The following is a 16917-nucleotide window of genomic DNA, read 5'->3' on the forward strand; positions in this document are numbered from 1 at the left end:
GACGGAAGCCGGCGCGCGTGAAACCCTTGCGGTGAAATTCCATGGCATTGGGCCATTTCTATGGCACAGCGCAGAATTTGCGAAAACGCGCAAAGGCTTACTGGAAGGGTGGCGGAGAGACGGGGATTCGAACCCCGGATAGGTTATTAACCTATACACGCTTTCCAGGCGTGCGACTTAAACCGCTCATCCATCTCTCCGGCGGGGAGCCGAATTATAGCAAACTTCGCGCCCTGCGCCAGACCCCTCGCACAAACCGGTTTAAGGATGCCGGATATAGTCCACCAGCGCCCGCGTATAAGCGTCCGGTTTGCGGTCGATCAGACTCACGCCGATCGCCACCAGAAACCCCGCCGGCACGCCGAATACACCGGAGCTGATCGGCTCGATCCCGAACCAGCGTGCGCCGGCGAAGCCCGTCATCTGCGTGAAGAACGGGTATGTGGAGACGATGTAATAGATGCACACCACCAGCCCGGCCACCATGCCCGCCACCGCCCCCAGCCGCGTGGTGCGCTTCCAGAACACGCCCAGCACCAGCACCGGAAACAGGCTCGACGCCGCCAGTGAAAACGCCGCACCGACCAGAAACAGAATGTTCCCCGTGTTCAGCGACGCCACATAAGACGCGAACAGCGCCACCCCCAGCAATAGAATCTTCGAGATCGTCACGCGCCGCTGACTCGACGCGTTCGGATCGACCATGTGGTAGTACACATCGTGCGACAAGGCATTGGCGATGGTGAGCAGCAAACCGTCCGCGGTGGAAAGCGCCGCCGCCAGCGCGCCCGCCGCGATCAGCCCCGACATCACATAAGGCAGCCCCGCGATCTCCGGCGCGGCAAGCACGACCATGTCGGGCTGCATCTGGATCTCACTCCAACGCACGATGCCGTCGCCATTCGTATCGGCGAGACTGATCAGGCTCGGCTCGACCTTGCGCCATTGCATGAGCCACTGCGGCAAGTCGGCGAAGTGATGCCCCACCAGGTTGGTCAATATCTCATACTTGATCAGCACCGCCAGCACCGGCACCGTCAGATAGAACAGCGCGACGAAGAAGAGCGTCCATCCCACGGAGCGCCGCGCGGACGCGACCGAGGTCGTCGTGTTGTAACGCGTCAGGATATGCGGCAGACTCGCCGTCCCGAGCGACAGGCACAGCAGCAGCGACAGAAAATTGCGCTCGTGAATACGCCGCTCCTGGTCGGTCGCGGCGGGGAACGGCTCATGCATCGGCACCGGTGCGGCCGCGCGCATCAGCATTTCATCGCGTCGCTGGCTCCAGACGATCTGCGCGGCGCCGGCGTCGCGTGGAAACTGTTCGAGCGCCCTCTCGCGCTCCTTGATCTCGCGCAGCGGCCCGTTATGGCGGCGCAGGTCGGCGACTTCCTGCGTGAGACGCTGCTTCTCGTCGACGTACGATTGCGGCAGCGCGTCGAGCCGCACCTGCATGAGCGCGGCACGGCGTCGATAATCGTCGCGCACGGTCTGCTCGAGCGGCGCTTCGCGCACCTGCTTTTCGAGGCCTTCAACCCGCTCCATCAAGCGGCCATAGTCGAATTGCGGCACCCAGCCGAGGCCATCCTTGTAAGCGATCATGGACACGGGAATCAGAATCGCCGCGATCAGGATGATGTACTGCGCAACCTGCGTCCACGTGACGGCGCGCATGCCGCCGAGAAACGAACACACCAGAATGCCCGCGAGGCCGCAGAAAATGCCGACGGCGAAATCCACGCCGATAAAGCGCGTCGCGATCAGGCCGACGCCCTGGATCTGCGCAACCAGATAAACGAACGAGCACAGGATAGCCGCCAGCGCCGCAAGGCCGCGCACGGCATTGCTCGAAAAACGCGTGCCGAGAAAATCGGGAATCGTGTAGCGCGCGAGCTTGCGCACATACGGCGCGAGCAGGAATGCGACCAGGCAATAGCCGCCGGTCCAGCCCATCAGATATGCGAGACCGTCATATCCGGTCGCATAGATCGAGCCAGCGAGGCCGATGAACGAGGCCGCCGAAAGCCAGTCCGCGGCCGTCGCCATGCCGTTGAAAGCGGACGGCACACGCCGCCCCGCCACATAGTATTCGACGAGATCGGACGTGCGCGACAGCAGGCCGATCACCGCATACACCGCGATCGGCACGAACAGGAACACGTAGCCGATCCACACTCCCGGACCCGTGGTGCGTTCGATGCGCCACATCACATAAATGAAGAGCAGAAAGCCGAGGGTATAGAGGGCGTAGGAACGGATCAGCCGGTTCGTGAGCTTCATCGGCTCAGTTTCCGCTCGTGGTGGGCACGCGGACGCTGAAGCTTGCGTCCGCAACTAGGGCGCGTTGCAGACGGCGGTCGGCGCCTTGCATCAGCACGATATACACCACGATCAGCGCCAGGTAGATCAGGATCGCACCCTGCGCGCCGAGGTAGAACGGCAGCCTGAAGCCGCCGACCCGCACCTGCGCCAGAGCCGGCGCCATGAGCGGCAAGACGAACGACACGATGAAGCCCACGGTCATCAACGTCGCGATCAATGCCACGTTGAAGCGCCAGTACTTTTGATGCGCGCGCGCCATCGCCGCCGAGACCGCGGGCGGGTCTGGCGGAGGATTGAACGTAGCGTGAGAGGAATGCTGCGGCGCGGCCATGCGCCTATGTATCAAAAAGCCACCGGGCAGGCAATCGGGATTGTCCGCGCGGTGGCCTTGAAGAACTGGCTTCGGTGGCCGGGAGTTGCCATCGGTCAAGAGCGCGCCGCCTTGGGCGCCCTCGCCATTTACCCCCGGTTTACACACGCAAACCCAGGCTCAGAGCGACTCGCCGAGTTGATCGAGAATCGCCGGGTTCTCCAGCGTGGACACGTCCTGGGTGATTTCCTCGCCCTTCGCGAGCGAGCGCAGCAGGCGGCGCATGATTTTGCCCGAACGGGTCTTCGGCAGATTTTCACCGAAGCGGATGTCCTTGGGCTTGGCGATCGGACCGATCTCCTTGCCGACCCAGTTGCGCAGTTCGTTGGCGAGCTTGACCGCTTCCTCGCCTTCGGGACGCGCACGCTTGAGCACCACGAAGGCGCACACGGCTTCGCCGGTTGTCGCATCGGGGCGGCCCACCACGGCCGCTTCGGCGACGAGCGGGTTCGACACCAGCGCCGACTCGATCTCCATCGTGCCGAGCCGGTGGCCCGACACGTTGAGCACGTCGTCGATACGGCCCATGATCGTGAAGTAGGCGGTTTCCTTGTCGCGCACCGCGCCGTCGCCGGCGAGATAGAGCTTGCCGCCGAGTTCTTCGGGGAAGTAGCTCTTCTTGTAGCGGTCCGGATCGCCCCACACGTTACGCAGCATGGACGGCCAGGGGCGCTTCACCACCAGAATGCCGCCCTGCCCGTTCGGCACGTCCTGGCCGGTTTCATCGACCACCGCCGCCATGATGCCCGGCAGCGGCAATGTGCACGAACCCGGCACGAGCGGCGTGGCGCCCGGCAGCGGCGTGATCATGTGGCCGCCGGTTTCGGTCTGCCACCACGTGTCGACGATCGGGCAACGGCTGCCGCCGACGTTCTCGTAATACCAGACCCACGCTTCCGGATTGATCGGCTCGCCGACCGTACCGATGATGCGCAGCGTGGACAGGTCGTAGCTCTTCGGATGCACTTTCTCGTCGGCGTCGGCGGCCTTGATCAGCGAGCGGATCGCGGTCGGCGCCGTATAGAACAGCGACACCTTGTGCTTGGCGATCATGTCCCAGAAGCGGCCGGCGTTCGGATAGGTCGGCACGCCTTCGAACACGACCTGAGTGCCGCCGAGCGTCAACGGACCATACGTGATGTAGCTATGGCCGGTGATCCAGCCGATGTCGGCGGTACACCAGAACACATCCGTGGGCTTCCAGTCGAAGGTCCACTTCATGGTCTGCGCGGCCCACAGCAGATAGCCGCCGGTGCTGTGCTGCACGCCCTTGGGCTTGCCGGTCGAACCGGAGGTGTACAGGATGAACAGCGGATGCTCGGCGCCGACCCACTCGGGCGCGCATTGATCCGATTCAGCCTGGGTGAGTTCGTGCATCCAGAGATCGCGGTCTGCGTTCCATGCGATCTTGCCGCCGGTGCGCTGATACACGATCACGCTTTTGACCGCTTCGCAGCCGCCCATTGCGAGGGCTTCGTCGGCGATGTTCTTCAGCGGCAGCGCCTTGCCGCCGCGCATCTGTTCGTCCGAAGTGACGAGCGCGACCGCGCCCACGTCCACCAGCCGCTCGTTGAGCGACTTCGACGAGAAGCCGCCGAACACGACCGAATGCGTGGCGCCGATGCGCGCGCAAGCCTGCATCGCGACGATGCCTTCGATCGACATCGGCATATAGATCACGACACGGTCGCCCTTCTTCACGCCGCGCTTCTTCAACGCATTCGCGAAGCGCGACACGCGTTGCAGCAGATCCTGATAGGTGACGTTGGTGACGGTGCCGTCATCCGCTTCGAAAATGATCGCGATGCGCTCGCCATTGCCGGCTTCGACATGACGGTCGATGCTGTTATACGACGCGTTCAACTGGCCGTCTTCGAACCACGTGTAGAACGGCGCATTCGATTCGTCGAGCACCTTGGTGAAGGGTGTGTTCCAGCTTAGCGTCTCGCGAGCGAGGCGCCCCCAGAAACCTTCGTAATCGCGTTCCGCTTCGGCGGCGAGCGCCCGGTACGCATCCATGCCGGAGATCGTTGCACCCGCCGCTACTTCTGCGGAGGGCGGGAAAACGCGGCGTTCCTGAAGAACCGATTCAATCGCAGACATCGACAACCCCTTGGTGAAGATGAAACGTAAAACCTGGCCGACGCGTCTGGGACACGTCGTATCGTATGGCGCCCGAAAGCTGCGGCGGGTGTCTCCAACCCTCGGCAACTGATCGCCTCTGCCGCACTGCACCATGCGCGATCGCTCACCGACTTTCAAACACGATAAATGCCGCAACTTACCTGCTACTTACGCGCGGCGGTATCGTCGGCAAAGACGCGCCCCGCCGCTTCTGATGTTGAATGTTAACCGAAGCCATCTGGCCGTGTCATGGCTGCATGGCAAAGACACCTGCCCAGGCGCCACCATGCCCGATCGATACCCAGGGTTACTCCTGGTGCCGCTGCGTGTCTTTCGTCGCGAACGGCTAGCGCGCAACTGCAGACTGGCCCCCCCGCCGCGACGCCGCCCGATTGAAACCCGGCGGCCTTCACGCGTTCGCGATCATATCGGCGCCAGTGGAACGACACGGCTGCGATCCCACAAACGCGCACCGTTCTCTGGACACAGGGCGGCCATGCTTACTCGCCGGGTTTCATTTAACTTAGGAATGGCAACTAACATTCTGGTGAATGACTGGCCGGATTCCCCACGTCTCAGACCATATATCGGTTGGGATCAGTCAGATATACGCTGCCCGTTTTATCGCCGCGATACGCCTGAATTTCGAACTTAACCTGCTGTTTGTCCGGGTCCAGAATATTACCCACGACGACGAGGTTCTTTCTTCCATCGCCGGTCGTCACGCCTTCGTTCAGAATGGGCAGCCGGAAGACCCCGTCCTTCTCTTTGCCGAAGAACTGATAGCTCACCGAGCCGGATGCTTTCGAACAGGTCATCGCGATCGACCGGTCGAATACGCGCATCGGCTGTCCTGTGGATGGCCAGCCGAACATTTGCGGCGCATGCGATACGACCGTCACGGAGTCCGCACCCGCGCCCTCGGCAAGCGCCTTCAGATACGGTGTCGCGGACGTGGCAAGACTCCGCCCGCGTTGCTGCATCGCCTGTCCGTAGTAAGCGAGAACAGTTGGATCGCCGTGGGCGCCGGAACTTATGTCGCCCATCGGCGCCGCGCCGGGCTTGTTCCCTTGCGATAATTCGAAGCTCTCGATGGCGGGCCGCATGGCAGGCGTATAGAACGAAGAAAACCAGTTCAGCACCGGCGTCGCATTGAGCGCGGCTTTGTCATACTCCTTGTGCAGTGCGTCGGCCTCTGCATCCCGTCCCTGCGCGCGCAGATCGTCGACCTGCTTCCTGAGCGCCTCTGCGTGATAGATCTCGGCGAAATTCGGCAGCAGCAACGGCGCGAGCGCCGCCGGCGGGAACGCAAACGACGCAGCCGTCGCAGCGAGACCGGCTACGAGTTGCGCGGAGTCGTTACCTACGTTCCATTTCGCCTGCTCGTTTCCCGGGTTCCGGATCAGTTCCTTGATATCGGACGACAACTGCCCGACAGACGGCGCAAGTCCGATCGCCGTGCCGAGCAGCGACAGTGCCTTTGACGAGAGGCCAAGCAACTTATTGCCGTTGATGTTGACCACGCTGATGGCATCGCCGGTGGTACTGAGCGAGTCAGCGGCCAATGACATCTGGTTCATCGTGCTCGGGTCGTTCTTCACGTTCGCCGAACTCGACGCCAGCGCGAGCATGTCGATCGGCAGCCAGTGACCATTGGCTTTGACGCTGCCGGGCAGCAGCTTGCGTGAAGCCTCAGGAACGTTAAGGCTCGCGGGCAAAGGCACAGTCTGGGTCGCACGCGATCGGAATGGCGGCGCCGTCTGGTTGTCGCGGTCGCGCATGATGACCACCGTTTGACTGCCATGGTGATCCGTCATCGCCTGGAACTTTTGCGTGGCATGGTGGCGGCTTTCCACGTTCGCTTGAGATTCGCGATCAGTGAGCGGCCAGCCAGCTTGGGATCCTGCATCCTGCCCAATTTTTCGTTGCCGGGCACCCGGCTGCGAAGGTTGTCCGGCGCCGGCTGTAGTTTCCGTCTTCTGCGGCACTGACGGGACAGAGTCCGGCGGCATGGTCTGTACGTCGGCGTCGCGCTTCGCGCTCGCCGTCTGAGTTCCTGCCATGTTCTTCAATGGAGTGGCCTGAATTGCCGTGCTGATTTTCAACCTATCGACTGTCTGCACGGCGCGGTCATGCTGGTGGAGGCTCGTTTGAGTGCCGTTGTGCTCAATATGCGCGGTTGCCTGAACCGATTCATCCAGTCGACTCGGCGAACCCGTTTGCACATTCTGATCTGCCACATGAATGCGAGTCTGATTGCCGGCATCGGCGAACTGCGCTGTCGCCTGATCGCCACTTTCTGTTGTTCTCCGCGAATGCGTCTGGATCTCCGCATCCTGGACGTGTCGCCCTATTTGAGTTTCTTCATGGACGACTTGCTTATCCGTTTGAGTACTGGCGTGATTGCCTGCCGTCGCATACTTGTGCTCACCCGTTGCCTCTCTATCTGGCGCATGCGGCGGTTGCTCTTCCGTTTGATTCGAGGTTGTCTGAGTGAAGCGGCTCTGTGTGAAATGCGGCGTCTGAGTCGCCCGACTGACGCCGACACTCTCCGTTTGAGTCGGTCTATCTCGACTCATCGACAGTAAATCGGTCTGCGTTCCGTGCGACCGTTGCAACTGATCAGTCGTTTGCATTTGCGCATTAACGGTTCTGAGTGTGGTCGTCTGAGACTGCTTCGATGCCGAAGTCGGTCGGAAATCGACCAGCGCGATCTCTTCGTGCGGATCGCGACTGGGGAGAAACGAGAACGCGCCCTGTCTCAACGGTCCACGCAGGTAATTACGCAGTGTTGCCAGCTTATCCTCGACCTTCGAGAAATCGATCGCGTAGCCGATCGCATTGCCCAGCGCCTTACCCGCCTGCAATCCGGCAAGGGCTGGGTCCTGTCCACCGTCAGGATCCTGTGTCTTCCCCAAAGAACTGAAGAACCTGCCGAGATTCGACACCATGCCATTGCCCGCATGCCCCATGCGGTTTGCCGAGACCAGGCGGGACGAAAACGAACTGCCTCCCGGCAGCGACGGCCTGTCTTGCAGCGTGTTCAAGGTAGATAGAAGAAGGCCAGTCTTTAAGTTCAGGCTGTTGGAGAACGGCGTCGATACGGTAGGAGAGACCGGGTCGTGCGGGTCGGGCGGTTGGATCGCCGGGAACGGCGGCGTGGCATTTTTATCGGCGGACTTTTCAGTTTGCCGTGGATAGCTAACTGCATATTCGCTATCACGTACGGTACTTCCCATAGTGGACGTCGTCATTCTGATGACCTCTGAATGGAGCGGCACGAGCAATCATTAGGTCACGCCACGTCAGTGCGATGTGGTATCGCGGTACTGCATTCAAAGAGTCACGCCTATCTGAATGCCACTGCAAAATCTATATCCCCTTATGACATGCCACAGGTTCGCCGATGATCTGATGACCACCACGGTGGGCAGATCTTCATCGCGCACCATTCGTCCACAACTCTTCGAGGTGCGACCATGTCTACCAGTCCGATCAGCAGTTCCGCTCCGCTTGTATCTCCCTATTCGTCCGTCCCGACCGGCGCTTCCATACCACCGGTTCCCGATCCGCGTGACGCGCTGGCGGGACCACCCCTGCAGCCGGCAACGCGTGAGCCTCACAGCCAGCGCGGCGCTCGCAAACCGGTTGCAACACACGCGTTGCTGCAGAAGTACGCCACCAATCCGACGTTGCAATCATCGGTGGTATCGCCGGCCGCGCCGCAGTCGACCTCAACGTCGGCGACGCAATTTGCCGCCGACATGGTCGGTCGATACGATGGCGGCACCCAGTCACGCAATCATGGCGCCGACCTGAAGAGCGCCATGGTCCTGTGGAAGACGGCCAGACTGGTGACGACCGGCCTGCCGCGCGACGAGGTCCTGGTCAACCAGGACCAGCAGGAGTTGGCATCCGCGCTCGCGCAGATGGACCCGGCCACGCGCAAGCAGTTCGAGCAGCGCGCCGAGGCGCTACGCACGGTGCCGGAAGATGGCTATGAAGCGGCAAGCTCCTCGTTGCATCAGGACGTCGACAAGGAAATGCGCCGCGTCGAGTCGGACCCGGTCAGTCGCATGAACGCGGTATTCAATGCGCCGGTCGGCATCGGGTTGCTGGGCGAGGACGGCCAGAAACAGATGGCCGCGTTGCTCAACGAGGCGACGAAGATGAATACGCCGGGCGCCACACCCACCCAGCGCGAGCAGGCCTATGCGGGAGCCGTTGGGATCAAGTCGCGGATGCAGGATCAGATCCTGCAAGAATCGCAGGACATTCATGAGGCCCAGAAGAAACTCTGGGACGCGTCCAGCGCCCGCGTGAAGCAGGTTCTCGACGACGCGGAACACTACAGGATTTCAGACGACCCGCAAGATAACAGCAAGGACACACTCCACCTGCGCACCCACTCCGACGATTCGGAGTGGGACAGCGGCACGCGGCTGCCGGCTTACGGGAAGACATTCCCGTACCAGTCGGTGATGGAGAAGCTGCTCTCGCCCGATGGCTACTCGCAGGAGGAACGTGGCCGTTCGACCGCGCGAACGCTCTCGCCCGAAGATCGCACGCGCGATCTGCTCACCTTCCAGCAGGGCATGTCGGAGCCGGGGTCGGACATTCACCAGCGCGTCACGAAGCTGGAGCAGCAGGCGCTCTCGACGATGGCCAGTCCCGGCCCCGGTCTGAGCGCTGCCACGCCGGCCACGACCCTGAGCAGCGTGGCGGCCCATCCGCCGAAGTATGATCAGAACTACGTACAGAATCTCGCGGACGGCTATCAGGGCGCGCTACAGGACACCGACAAGCAGATCCGTACGATGCTGAGGCAAGACACTGGCGGTCCTTTGGACAAGGCGCTGTACGCGATCGGCCGGTTCGTCGCGGACCTGTCGCCGATCCCCGGCATGGACTGGTTCGCCACGAAGCTGCTCGATGCCAGCTTCCCCAATCAGGGCGGGCTGACCGGTCAGCAGGTGAGGAACATCGACCTGGGGGCGATGTTCACCGGGTTGCTGCTCGGCAGGGGGGAGCCCGAGGCGGGCGAGAGCGCGCTGAAGCCAGTGCTGGGCGGGGCTGGTGAGGGCGCGCTGAAGCAGAAACCCGGCCCGACGGGCAACCCGTCTTCTACGGTTCAACCGCCAGTGAGCGGCGCGACCGCAGGGCCCGCATTCACGGCCGGCGGCATGCCCGAAGCCTATGCACTCAAAAACGTGCCATCTTCGTACGGTCCATCGGCTACGCCGGGCGTGTATGTCGATACGGCCAACGGCCAGAAATTCATCCTCGCCGACCACCAGGCGTTTCCGGTGAAGTACGACAAGGACAGCACTACCTACCGGATCTACGACCCCGTCAATCCGACCCGTCCCACCTATCCCGTGCGTCACGATTCAGGCTCCGGGAAGTGGGAAACCCATCGGGATGTTGGGCTGCAAGGGGGCACCCCTATATCGATGGGAACGAAACTAAAAGCCAAGGATTTGCTTTGCGACGGGTGGATGCAGAAGGACGTCGCGACACTATTGGGTATCAGCCCAAACTCTGTCAGTCGCATTCAGAACTCGTTTATTAATCCGGATCCCTGGACGATGCCGCTGTGCTCAGAACCCTTCCGACAGGAGGTCATTGCCCAACTGAACGCCGGCGCCCCGCGAGAGCAGATCGCGCGCGATAAACATATCCAACCCGAAACCGTCGATTACATCGACCAGCATTATCGCCGGGACAGGCACGCGCCTCAGCAGGCAACCGGCGCCCAACAGCCGACCGCTTCGGCCGCGCCGCACGGACGTGCATCGCCGCAACCGGGCACCTCCACTGGGGGACGAACCGATGTTCCGACTGGCCTGATGAACCCCGTCCAGACGAACATCGGGACCGAGGCCGGTAAGGTAGAAACCCCTCAGGATCGCAACCTGAAACGCAGTATGACTTTCTCGAATGTGCCGCCGCATATAAGGCTAAAAGCTGAAGCCCTGCTTGAGGATGGGTGGACGATTATGGAGACCAGCAATGAAACGGGCATGAGCAGATCCTCCGTCGGCCGGTTGAGGACGAGTACGGACCTCTCGAGCCGCCCGGCGCGGCCGCTGGCTTCCCTTTCAGTCGTATGTGCGGTCATAAGCCGGCTGGAAGCTGGCATTCCGCGAGAGCAGATAGCACACGATATGCATATCCAACCCGAAACGGTGGATCGCATCGACCAGGACATTCGTTCCCAATATAGGGCGCACCCGTCATTGCTTGCGCAATTCACGCAAGTAGATCCCAGTATCCCACCACTCGAAACTTCGACCGGGTCTGAAGGACCCGCGTCGCCGCAACCGGGCACCTCCACTGGCGGGCAGACCTACCCATCGGCAAAACGCCCGCGCGTCGACGCGCCACAATCCTTGGGCCCGGAAGCATTGAGATCGGAAGTGCTCAGGCAGGTCGAAAACCAGATTCCGGCTGAACAGATCGCAAAGAACCTGGGTCTGACGCCGGAGGCCGTCAACCAGACAATCGAGCGCTATGTGATGGACGAAACCCGGAAGCTGCACGAAGAGTTCCTGGCCGAACAGGCCCGTCAGCCCATCGCCGCGGCACCCACGCCAGTTGTACCGCCCGCCACCCGGGAGGACGTGATCCGTCGACTGAACAACGGACAAACGCCGGCCGACATTGCCGCTCATTCCGGTCTGACGGTGTTCCAGGTTGACCAGATCAGGGATCAGTACTTGCAGGAGGAGCTCGCGCATTTCAACGCGGATTTACTCAGGCAATAGAACGGTGCGACGCCGGAGCATTGAGCGCCTTCACCACTGCCTCGGCGTCTTCCTGAAATGCATCAGCCGAAAACCTTCGACTGAACTGCGGCATCTGACGCGTCCGTCCACGCAATTCGACTCCCTGTGCTTATCCGGCCGTATTAGCTGAACGGATGGCACTCGCTGCCAATCCGGCGACGCCCGCGTCCCTTGATTGCGTTTGGGATCGCGTTAGACGGCTCTGTCCCTCCGGTTTTGGCAGTGGGTCGGCCTACAGCCATTAACTCACGACGGGCACCTCCTGAAAAATAGGACCACCCGAACAATTTGCATCTCATCGCTCACCCTATAAATAAGTATGCCGAACGACAATTCAATCTCTTTACCATGTCGTACACGGAGCCAATTCCACACCGTCGGCGACGCGGTTCCGTCAATCTGGTCAAGCCGACTTTTTTATTTCCGGAACATCGACATGTCAACAACGACGCAAGCCCACTACAACTCCTTCGCCGTCTATAACAACGCGAACAATCATTCGCAGTTTGCAGCACAGCCGCAGCGTTTTGGCGCCAACTCGTTCAGCGCTCGCGGCCCGTCGGAACCGATGTCCAGAATGCGGGGCAACTTCTCGCAGACGTCGTTCTCCATGACCAGCCGCAACTCGCCGCACGGCTCGAGCAGCACAATCACCGCGCAATCGACGAGCATCGGCCGCGGCTATGGCCAACCGCCCGCACCGGCTTCCCATCGCGGCGAGTCGTACAGCCAAAGCAATATGGCAATCAACAGCCGCTCCGTGATGAATTCGCGCGATTGCGATCGCACGCCGCCGCGCAACGACCGCGATAGGAGTTCTTCGCAAGTCAAAGTCGACGGCTTCACCGACGGCAAAACTGGCACCATTCACACCGAGCCCTTCGACTTTAAATTCTCGAAGGCCGACTCGTCGATCTCCATCACCAACAAGCAAACCGGCGTGACGAATAAAGTTTGGGGCGACCCGCATTACGATAAGCAGGGCACATTCAATGGCGCCTTGGACTTCAAAATTCCAGGCGGCCACCTCACAGTCGACCCGAAGGCAGCCAAGAACAATTCGAAGGTCTCCTACGCGGACACGGCGACCCTAAGCATGGGAAATAAGACGTACACGATCGGCAACATCACTCAGGAGAGCAGCGCACCGCTCACCGTGCAGGAGAGCCGCGGCCGCTCCGCACCGCATGGCTACACGCTCGAGGCCACCATGGGCGCCGCCGGCTTTGTCGATCCGCACACCGGCAAAGCGCCGACGCAGGCCGATTTCAACCGCTACGCAGCGTAACTCTCGCGATTCTGGACAATACTCACCGGCCGCAGCCCTCCGCCCGGTGAGTGAAGCGTGAGAGCCGGCCCGCGGTCGATTGCCGCCCACCGTGCCAGCGTTGTTCACGCGATACAAAGAAGCCGGACGTCCTCGAGACAGTCCGGCTGCGTTGCTTCCCGTGATCCGTGGGACCGTCTCGACAATGGCCTTCACGCTAACCGCTTTCACGCAGCCGCATCAAACATTCGCGAGCACGCGTATCGGCCTCCTCCTGCCGCACCGTCTCGCGTCGCCAGTTCGTCAACGCTCGCACCACTTCCTCGCACGCTCGCGTATGCGCCGCCTCGGCTTCGGCCAGTTGCCCGCGCAACGCCGGCGTGCGCGCGTCATGCGCACGCAGCGTCGCATGCCACTGCCGGCTTGCGCTCAGATCGCGCCGGCACGATGCCAGCACCCGTAGCCGTTCCTCCGCATGCCGGTCGAGCGCGGCGATCCGCTCGGCCACCACACCCGCTGCGCGACGCTCGCTGCGGCGCGCGTCCACCATCTCCCGCAGCCGGCGCTGAACGCGCAAGCGGCGCACGCGCGCGAGCACGCGCCAGAACGCCGCCAGCCTGACAACGCTATGTGTCATAGCGGATGAGCGCCATCGCATAGCGCATGCAACTGCATGCGCGTGTCCTCCCAGCCGCAACGCGTGTCGTACGGCTGACGCAGAAAGCGCTCGATCGCCGCGCGCCGGTCGATGGCCCGGTCCGTCTCCGCGTCGTTACCACGCTGGTACTCACCTATCTGCAGCAATAGTTCGACCTCCTCATAGCGTGCGAGCCAGTCGCGCACACGGTTCGCTCTCGCCTGATGCGCGGCATCGGCAACGCGCGTCATCAACCGGCTTCGGCTGCGCAGAATATCGATGGCGGGATAGTGACCGGCCGCACCGAGTTTCGACGAAAGCTGGATATGCCCGTCCAGCAGCGAGCGCGCTTCCTCGGCAACCGGATCGGACAGGTCGGCCTCATCCGCGAGCACGGTGTAGAACGCGGTGATGCTGCCCTGCGCCGTCACGCCGGCCGATTCGATCAGGCGCGGCAACTGCGCAAACACGCTGGGCGGAAAACCGCCTCGCAGCGGCGGTTCGCCGACCGCCAGCCCGAGCTCGCGCAACGCGCGCGCATAACGCGTGAGCGAGTCGAACAACAACAGCACGTTGCGTCCGCTCGCGCGCAGCCCTACCGCGACCTGCGCCGCGAGTTCCGCCGCCTTGATCCGTTCGGCGGCGGGACGATCAGACGTCGCGGCGATCACGATAGTCGACGCGCGCCGCCGCTCGAGGTGGTCGTGGATGAATTCGGCGACTTCGCGCCCGCGTTCGCCGATCAAGGTCACCACGACCGCATCGGTCGATGCGCCGTTGGCGATCATGCCCATGATCGTGCTCTTGCCCCCGCCGGCAGGCGCGAAGATGCCGGTGCGTTGCCCGACGCCGCAGGTCAGCAATCCGTCGACCGCCCGCACGCCGGTAGCAAACGGCGTCGTGATGACCGGCCGTTCGAGCGGATTGAGCGTCGCCCCGCTGCTGTCTTGCGCCGCGGCGCTGACGAGCGGCGGCGGCGCAGAACCACCGTCGAGCGGATTGCCGAGACCGTCGACCACGCGGCCGAGCAACCCTGCTGCGTCGAACGTGCCCCATGCCGAGCCACAACCTTGCACCTCGGTGATATCCGACAGGCCGTTCAGACCGGCAAGCGGCATGACCAATGCGCCATCGTGTGCAAATCCGACCACTTCGCCGTATTGCGCCTCCAGCGTATCGGGCCGCACGAGGCGCACCTTTTCGCCGATCCGCAACGACACACCCACCACCCGCGCGATCACGCCGCGCGCTTCGACCACCCGGCCGCGCAACGTCGGTGCGGACGAGAACACCGGCGCACTCTTTTCCAAAGACGGCATGCCGTTCCCCTTCATGCGGCACCCAGCGTCGCGACCGCCTGGACGCGGTAGACGTCGAGCGGAATCTCTTCGATGGCCAGCACCTCGACGCGCCGGCCGAAGTCGTGCAATAGCCGAGCCAGATGCGGACGCAGAATCGCGTTCGTGACGATCAACGCGATTCCGTCCAGTTCAGCCATGAAAACCCGTTGCGCACGCTCCAGCTCTTCCACGGAAAGCACGCATTGCGGCTCACCGTCGACACCGCTTCTGATCTGCGCCTCCAGCTCGGCCTCCCATGAAGGCTCCAGCACCGCCGCGAAAATCGTCCACGAATCGAGGTCGGCGCGGCCGCGCGCGATCTGCGGACCGAGCTGGATGCGCGCCTGGCGCACCATCCGGTCAATCGTGCGCTCGCCCGCGGGCACACGCACCACGGCTTCGAGAATCGCGCGCAGATTGCGGATCGCCACGCGTTGCTGGAGCAATTGCCGCAGCACGCTGGCGAGCTGGACGGTGCTCACAGCCTGCGCCGCCTGACCAACCAGCTCACGAAATTCGATCGACAGTTGGTCGAGCAGAAAGCGCGTCTCCTGAGTGCCGAGAAAATCAGCCGCGGAGCGCTCGCACACTTCCGCGAGGTGATCGCATAGCGCCTCGTCGATACTCGCCTTGTGGATATCTGGATCGTCGATCGAGGCCGCCGTCGCGCTCGGCACCCAGACCGATTTCGCCGCGCGCGGCCGATAGCCAGCAATACCCTCGAACGTAATGCGGTTTTCGTCGCCACTCACCAGCATATGCGCGTCGACCAGCGTGCCGCTGGCAAACGGCACGTCCTCGATATCCACGACGTAGCGCTCGGGCTCGAGCCGCGCATCGCGCAGCAGCGCGAGACCAGGAAACGGCACGCCGAGGTCGACCATCAGCTTGCGGCGCAAATGTCCGAGCCGCCGGTTCAGCGCCTCGGGCCGCAGTGCATCGAACGCGCTCAGGCCGAGTCGCAAGCGCAGCGCAGCGCTCGTGCCCAACTCGACATCGTCGAGAATACGCGGCACATAGTTGCCGCCGTCGCGCGTCATGCCTGGCATCAGCGCGCGTTGCGAGTTGTTGGCGACCGCGGCGTTGCGCATCAGCGTGATGGCGAGCGCGAGCAGCAGGCCGCCGGCGACCATGAACTGCACATGCGGAAAACCCGGAATCACCGCTAGCGAAACACACGCGACGCCGGCCATGGCCATGGCTTTCGGATGCTCCGCCAGTTGCCTGTAGATGTCGCTGCCGAGATGCGCGTCGGCGCCGTCACCGGCACTCACTCTCGTGACAAGAATGCCCGCGGCGACCGAGACGATCAGCGAAGGAATCTGCGACACGAGGCCGTCGCCGACAGTCAGGATCGTGTACGTGTGCAGCGCGTCGCCGAACGACATGCCGCGCTGCGCGATGCCGACCGCCAGTCCACCGACGATATTCACCAGCGCAACGACGAGGCCCGCCACCGCATCGCCCTTGACGAATTTCATCGCGCCGTCGAGCGAGCCGTAGAAATAGGTTTCGCGTTCGAGCGACGCGCGCAGACGGCTCGCCTGCGCAGCCGAGATCACCCCGTTGCGCATGTCGGCGTCGATACTCATCTGCCGCCCCGGAATGCCGTCGAGCGTGAAGCGCGCCGCCACCTCCGCCACGCGGTCTGCGCCCTTCGCCACGACAATGAACTGGATCGCCGCCAGCACCACGAAGACCACGAGCCCTACCGCCACATTGCCGCCCACCACCAGTTCGCCGAACGCGCCGATGATCTGGCCGGCGTGCGCATGGAGCAGGATCATTTTGGTCGAGGCGATCGCCAGCGCGAGACGCAGCAGCGTGGTGATCAGCAACAGCGACGGAAAGCTCGCGAGGTCCGCGGCCTTCGACACATACAGCGTGGCGCTCAGCATCGTCAGACCGGAGGCGAAGCTCACGCAGATGAACAGATCGAGTATGAACGGCGGCACCGGCACGATCAGCAGTGCGAGGACCGCCAGAATGCCCACGCCGACGGCAAGGTCTGCGTGACGCGCAAGAAAAGCCGACAGATCGTAGCGGCTGAGGATGGAACGGTTCGACAT

General features: G+C 62.7%; 9 protein-coding genes and 1 tRNA gene. 2 read left to right on the forward strand and 8 right to left on the reverse strand.

Translation table 11 applies throughout. The features are described from left to right. Positions 1–109: 109 nt before the first annotated feature. The 5 genes from P0D68_RS14805 to P0D68_RS14825 all read right to left on the reverse strand — a co-directional run bounded on the left by P0D68_RS14805 (position 110) and on the right by P0D68_RS14825 (position 8070). A tRNA-Ser gene (locus P0D68_RS14805) sits at positions 110–200 on the reverse strand. A gap of 61 nt (positions 201–261) precedes the next feature. Further along, positions 262–2280 carry a sodium:solute symporter family protein gene (locus P0D68_RS14810; protein WP_408296610.1) on the reverse strand — a complete coding sequence of 673 codons (2019 nt, stop codon included), beginning with the start codon at positions 2278–2280 and terminating at the stop codon, positions 262–264. A gap of 4 nt (positions 2281–2284) precedes the next feature. Then, entirely contained in the window at positions 2285–2653 is a 369-nt protein-coding gene (locus P0D68_RS14815; RefSeq protein WP_408296607.1) for a DUF4212 domain-containing protein, read from the reverse strand. A 159-nt stretch (positions 2654–2812) separates the two neighbouring features. Further along, positions 2813–4795, reverse strand: a complete 1983-nt coding sequence (gene acs, locus P0D68_RS14820) for an acetate--CoA ligase (RefSeq protein WP_408296604.1) — start codon at positions 4793–4795, stop codon at positions 2813–2815. A 596-nt stretch (positions 4796–5391) separates the two neighbouring features. After that, the gene (locus P0D68_RS14825; protein WP_408296601.1) at positions 5392–8070 is read right to left on the reverse strand and encodes a hypothetical protein; all 2679 of its coding nucleotides are present in this window, start codon (positions 8068–8070) and stop codon (positions 5392–5394) included. 225 nt (positions 8071–8295) lie between these two features. On the opposite strand from P0D68_RS14825, the gene P0D68_RS14830 reads away from it, so the two are divergent. Together P0D68_RS14830 and P0D68_RS14835 are read left to right on the forward strand one after the other, a co-directional pair. Next, complete coding sequence (locus P0D68_RS14830) at positions 8296–11583, forward strand: helix-turn-helix domain-containing protein (RefSeq protein ID WP_408468588.1); 3288 nt, start codon at positions 8296–8298, stop codon at positions 11581–11583. Positions 11584–11923: 340 nt separating this feature from the next. Then, positions 11924–12892, forward strand: coding sequence for a DUF1521 domain-containing protein (locus P0D68_RS14835; protein ID WP_408296595.1), 969 nt, complete (start codon positions 11924–11926; stop codon positions 12890–12892). 196 nt (positions 12893–13088) lie between these two features. On the opposite strand, the gene P0D68_RS14840 is transcribed toward P0D68_RS14835, so the two are convergent. From P0D68_RS14840 to P0D68_RS14850, 3 genes are read right to left on the reverse strand one after another with little or no spacing between them, the layout of a single operon-like run. Then, positions 13089–13508 (reverse strand): hypothetical protein, encoded by a 420-nt coding sequence (locus tag P0D68_RS14840; protein WP_408296592.1) that lies wholly within the window; start codon positions 13506–13508, stop codon positions 13089–13091. Next, positions 13505–14827: a FliI/YscN family ATPase gene (locus tag P0D68_RS14845; RefSeq protein WP_408296589.1), complete on the reverse strand. Its 1323-nt coding sequence runs from the start codon at positions 14825–14827 to the stop codon at positions 13505–13507. Before P0D68_RS14845 ends, P0D68_RS14840 begins: the two co-directional genes overlap by 4 nt. An 11-nt stretch (positions 14828–14838) precedes the next feature. After that, positions 14839–16917 carry a flagellar biosynthesis protein FlhA gene (locus tag P0D68_RS14850; protein ID WP_408296586.1) on the reverse strand — a complete coding sequence of 693 codons (2079 nt, stop codon included), beginning with the start codon at positions 16915–16917 and terminating at the stop codon, positions 14839–14841.

Origin of the sequence: Paraburkholderia sp. RL17-380-BIE-A, assembly GCF_046028085.1 — a bacterium.
In the GTDB taxonomy this organism is placed as follows: Bacteria; Pseudomonadota; Gammaproteobacteria; order Burkholderiales; family Burkholderiaceae; genus Paraburkholderia.

What these genes read in the sequence shown, in the direction of transcription:
- P0D68_RS14825 (WP_408296601.1), bottom strand. Translation starts at nt 8,070, where the DNA reads ATGACGACGTCCACTATGGGAAGTACCGTACGTGATAGCGAATATGCA.
- P0D68_RS14850 (WP_408296586.1), bottom strand. Translation starts at nt 16,917, where the DNA reads ATGTCGAACCGTTCCATCCTCAGCCGCTACGATCTGTCGGCTTTTCTT.
- P0D68_RS14810 (WP_408296610.1), bottom strand. Translation starts at nt 2,280, where the DNA reads ATGAAGCTCACGAACCGGCTGATCCGTTCCTACGCCCTCTATACCCTC.
- P0D68_RS14835 (WP_408296595.1), top strand. Translation starts at nt 11,924, where the DNA reads ATGCCGAACGACAATTCAATCTCTTTACCATGTCGTACACGGAGCCAA.
- P0D68_RS14845 (WP_408296589.1), bottom strand. Translation starts at nt 14,827, where the DNA reads ATGCCGTCTTTGGAAAAGAGTGCGCCGGTGTTCTCGTCCGCACCGACG.
- P0D68_RS14815 (WP_408296607.1), bottom strand. Translation starts at nt 2,653, where the DNA reads ATGGCCGCGCCGCAGCATTCCTCTCACGCTACGTTCAATCCTCCGCCA.
- P0D68_RS14830 (WP_408468588.1), top strand. Translation starts at nt 8,296, where the DNA reads ATGTCTACCAGTCCGATCAGCAGTTCCGCTCCGCTTGTATCTCCCTAT.
- P0D68_RS14840 (WP_408296592.1), bottom strand. Translation starts at nt 13,508, where the DNA reads ATGACACATAGCGTTGTCAGGCTGGCGGCGTTCTGGCGCGTGCTCGCG.
- acs (WP_408296604.1), bottom strand. Translation starts at nt 4,795, where the DNA reads ATGTCTGCGATTGAATCGGTTCTTCAGGAACGCCGCGTTTTCCCGCCC.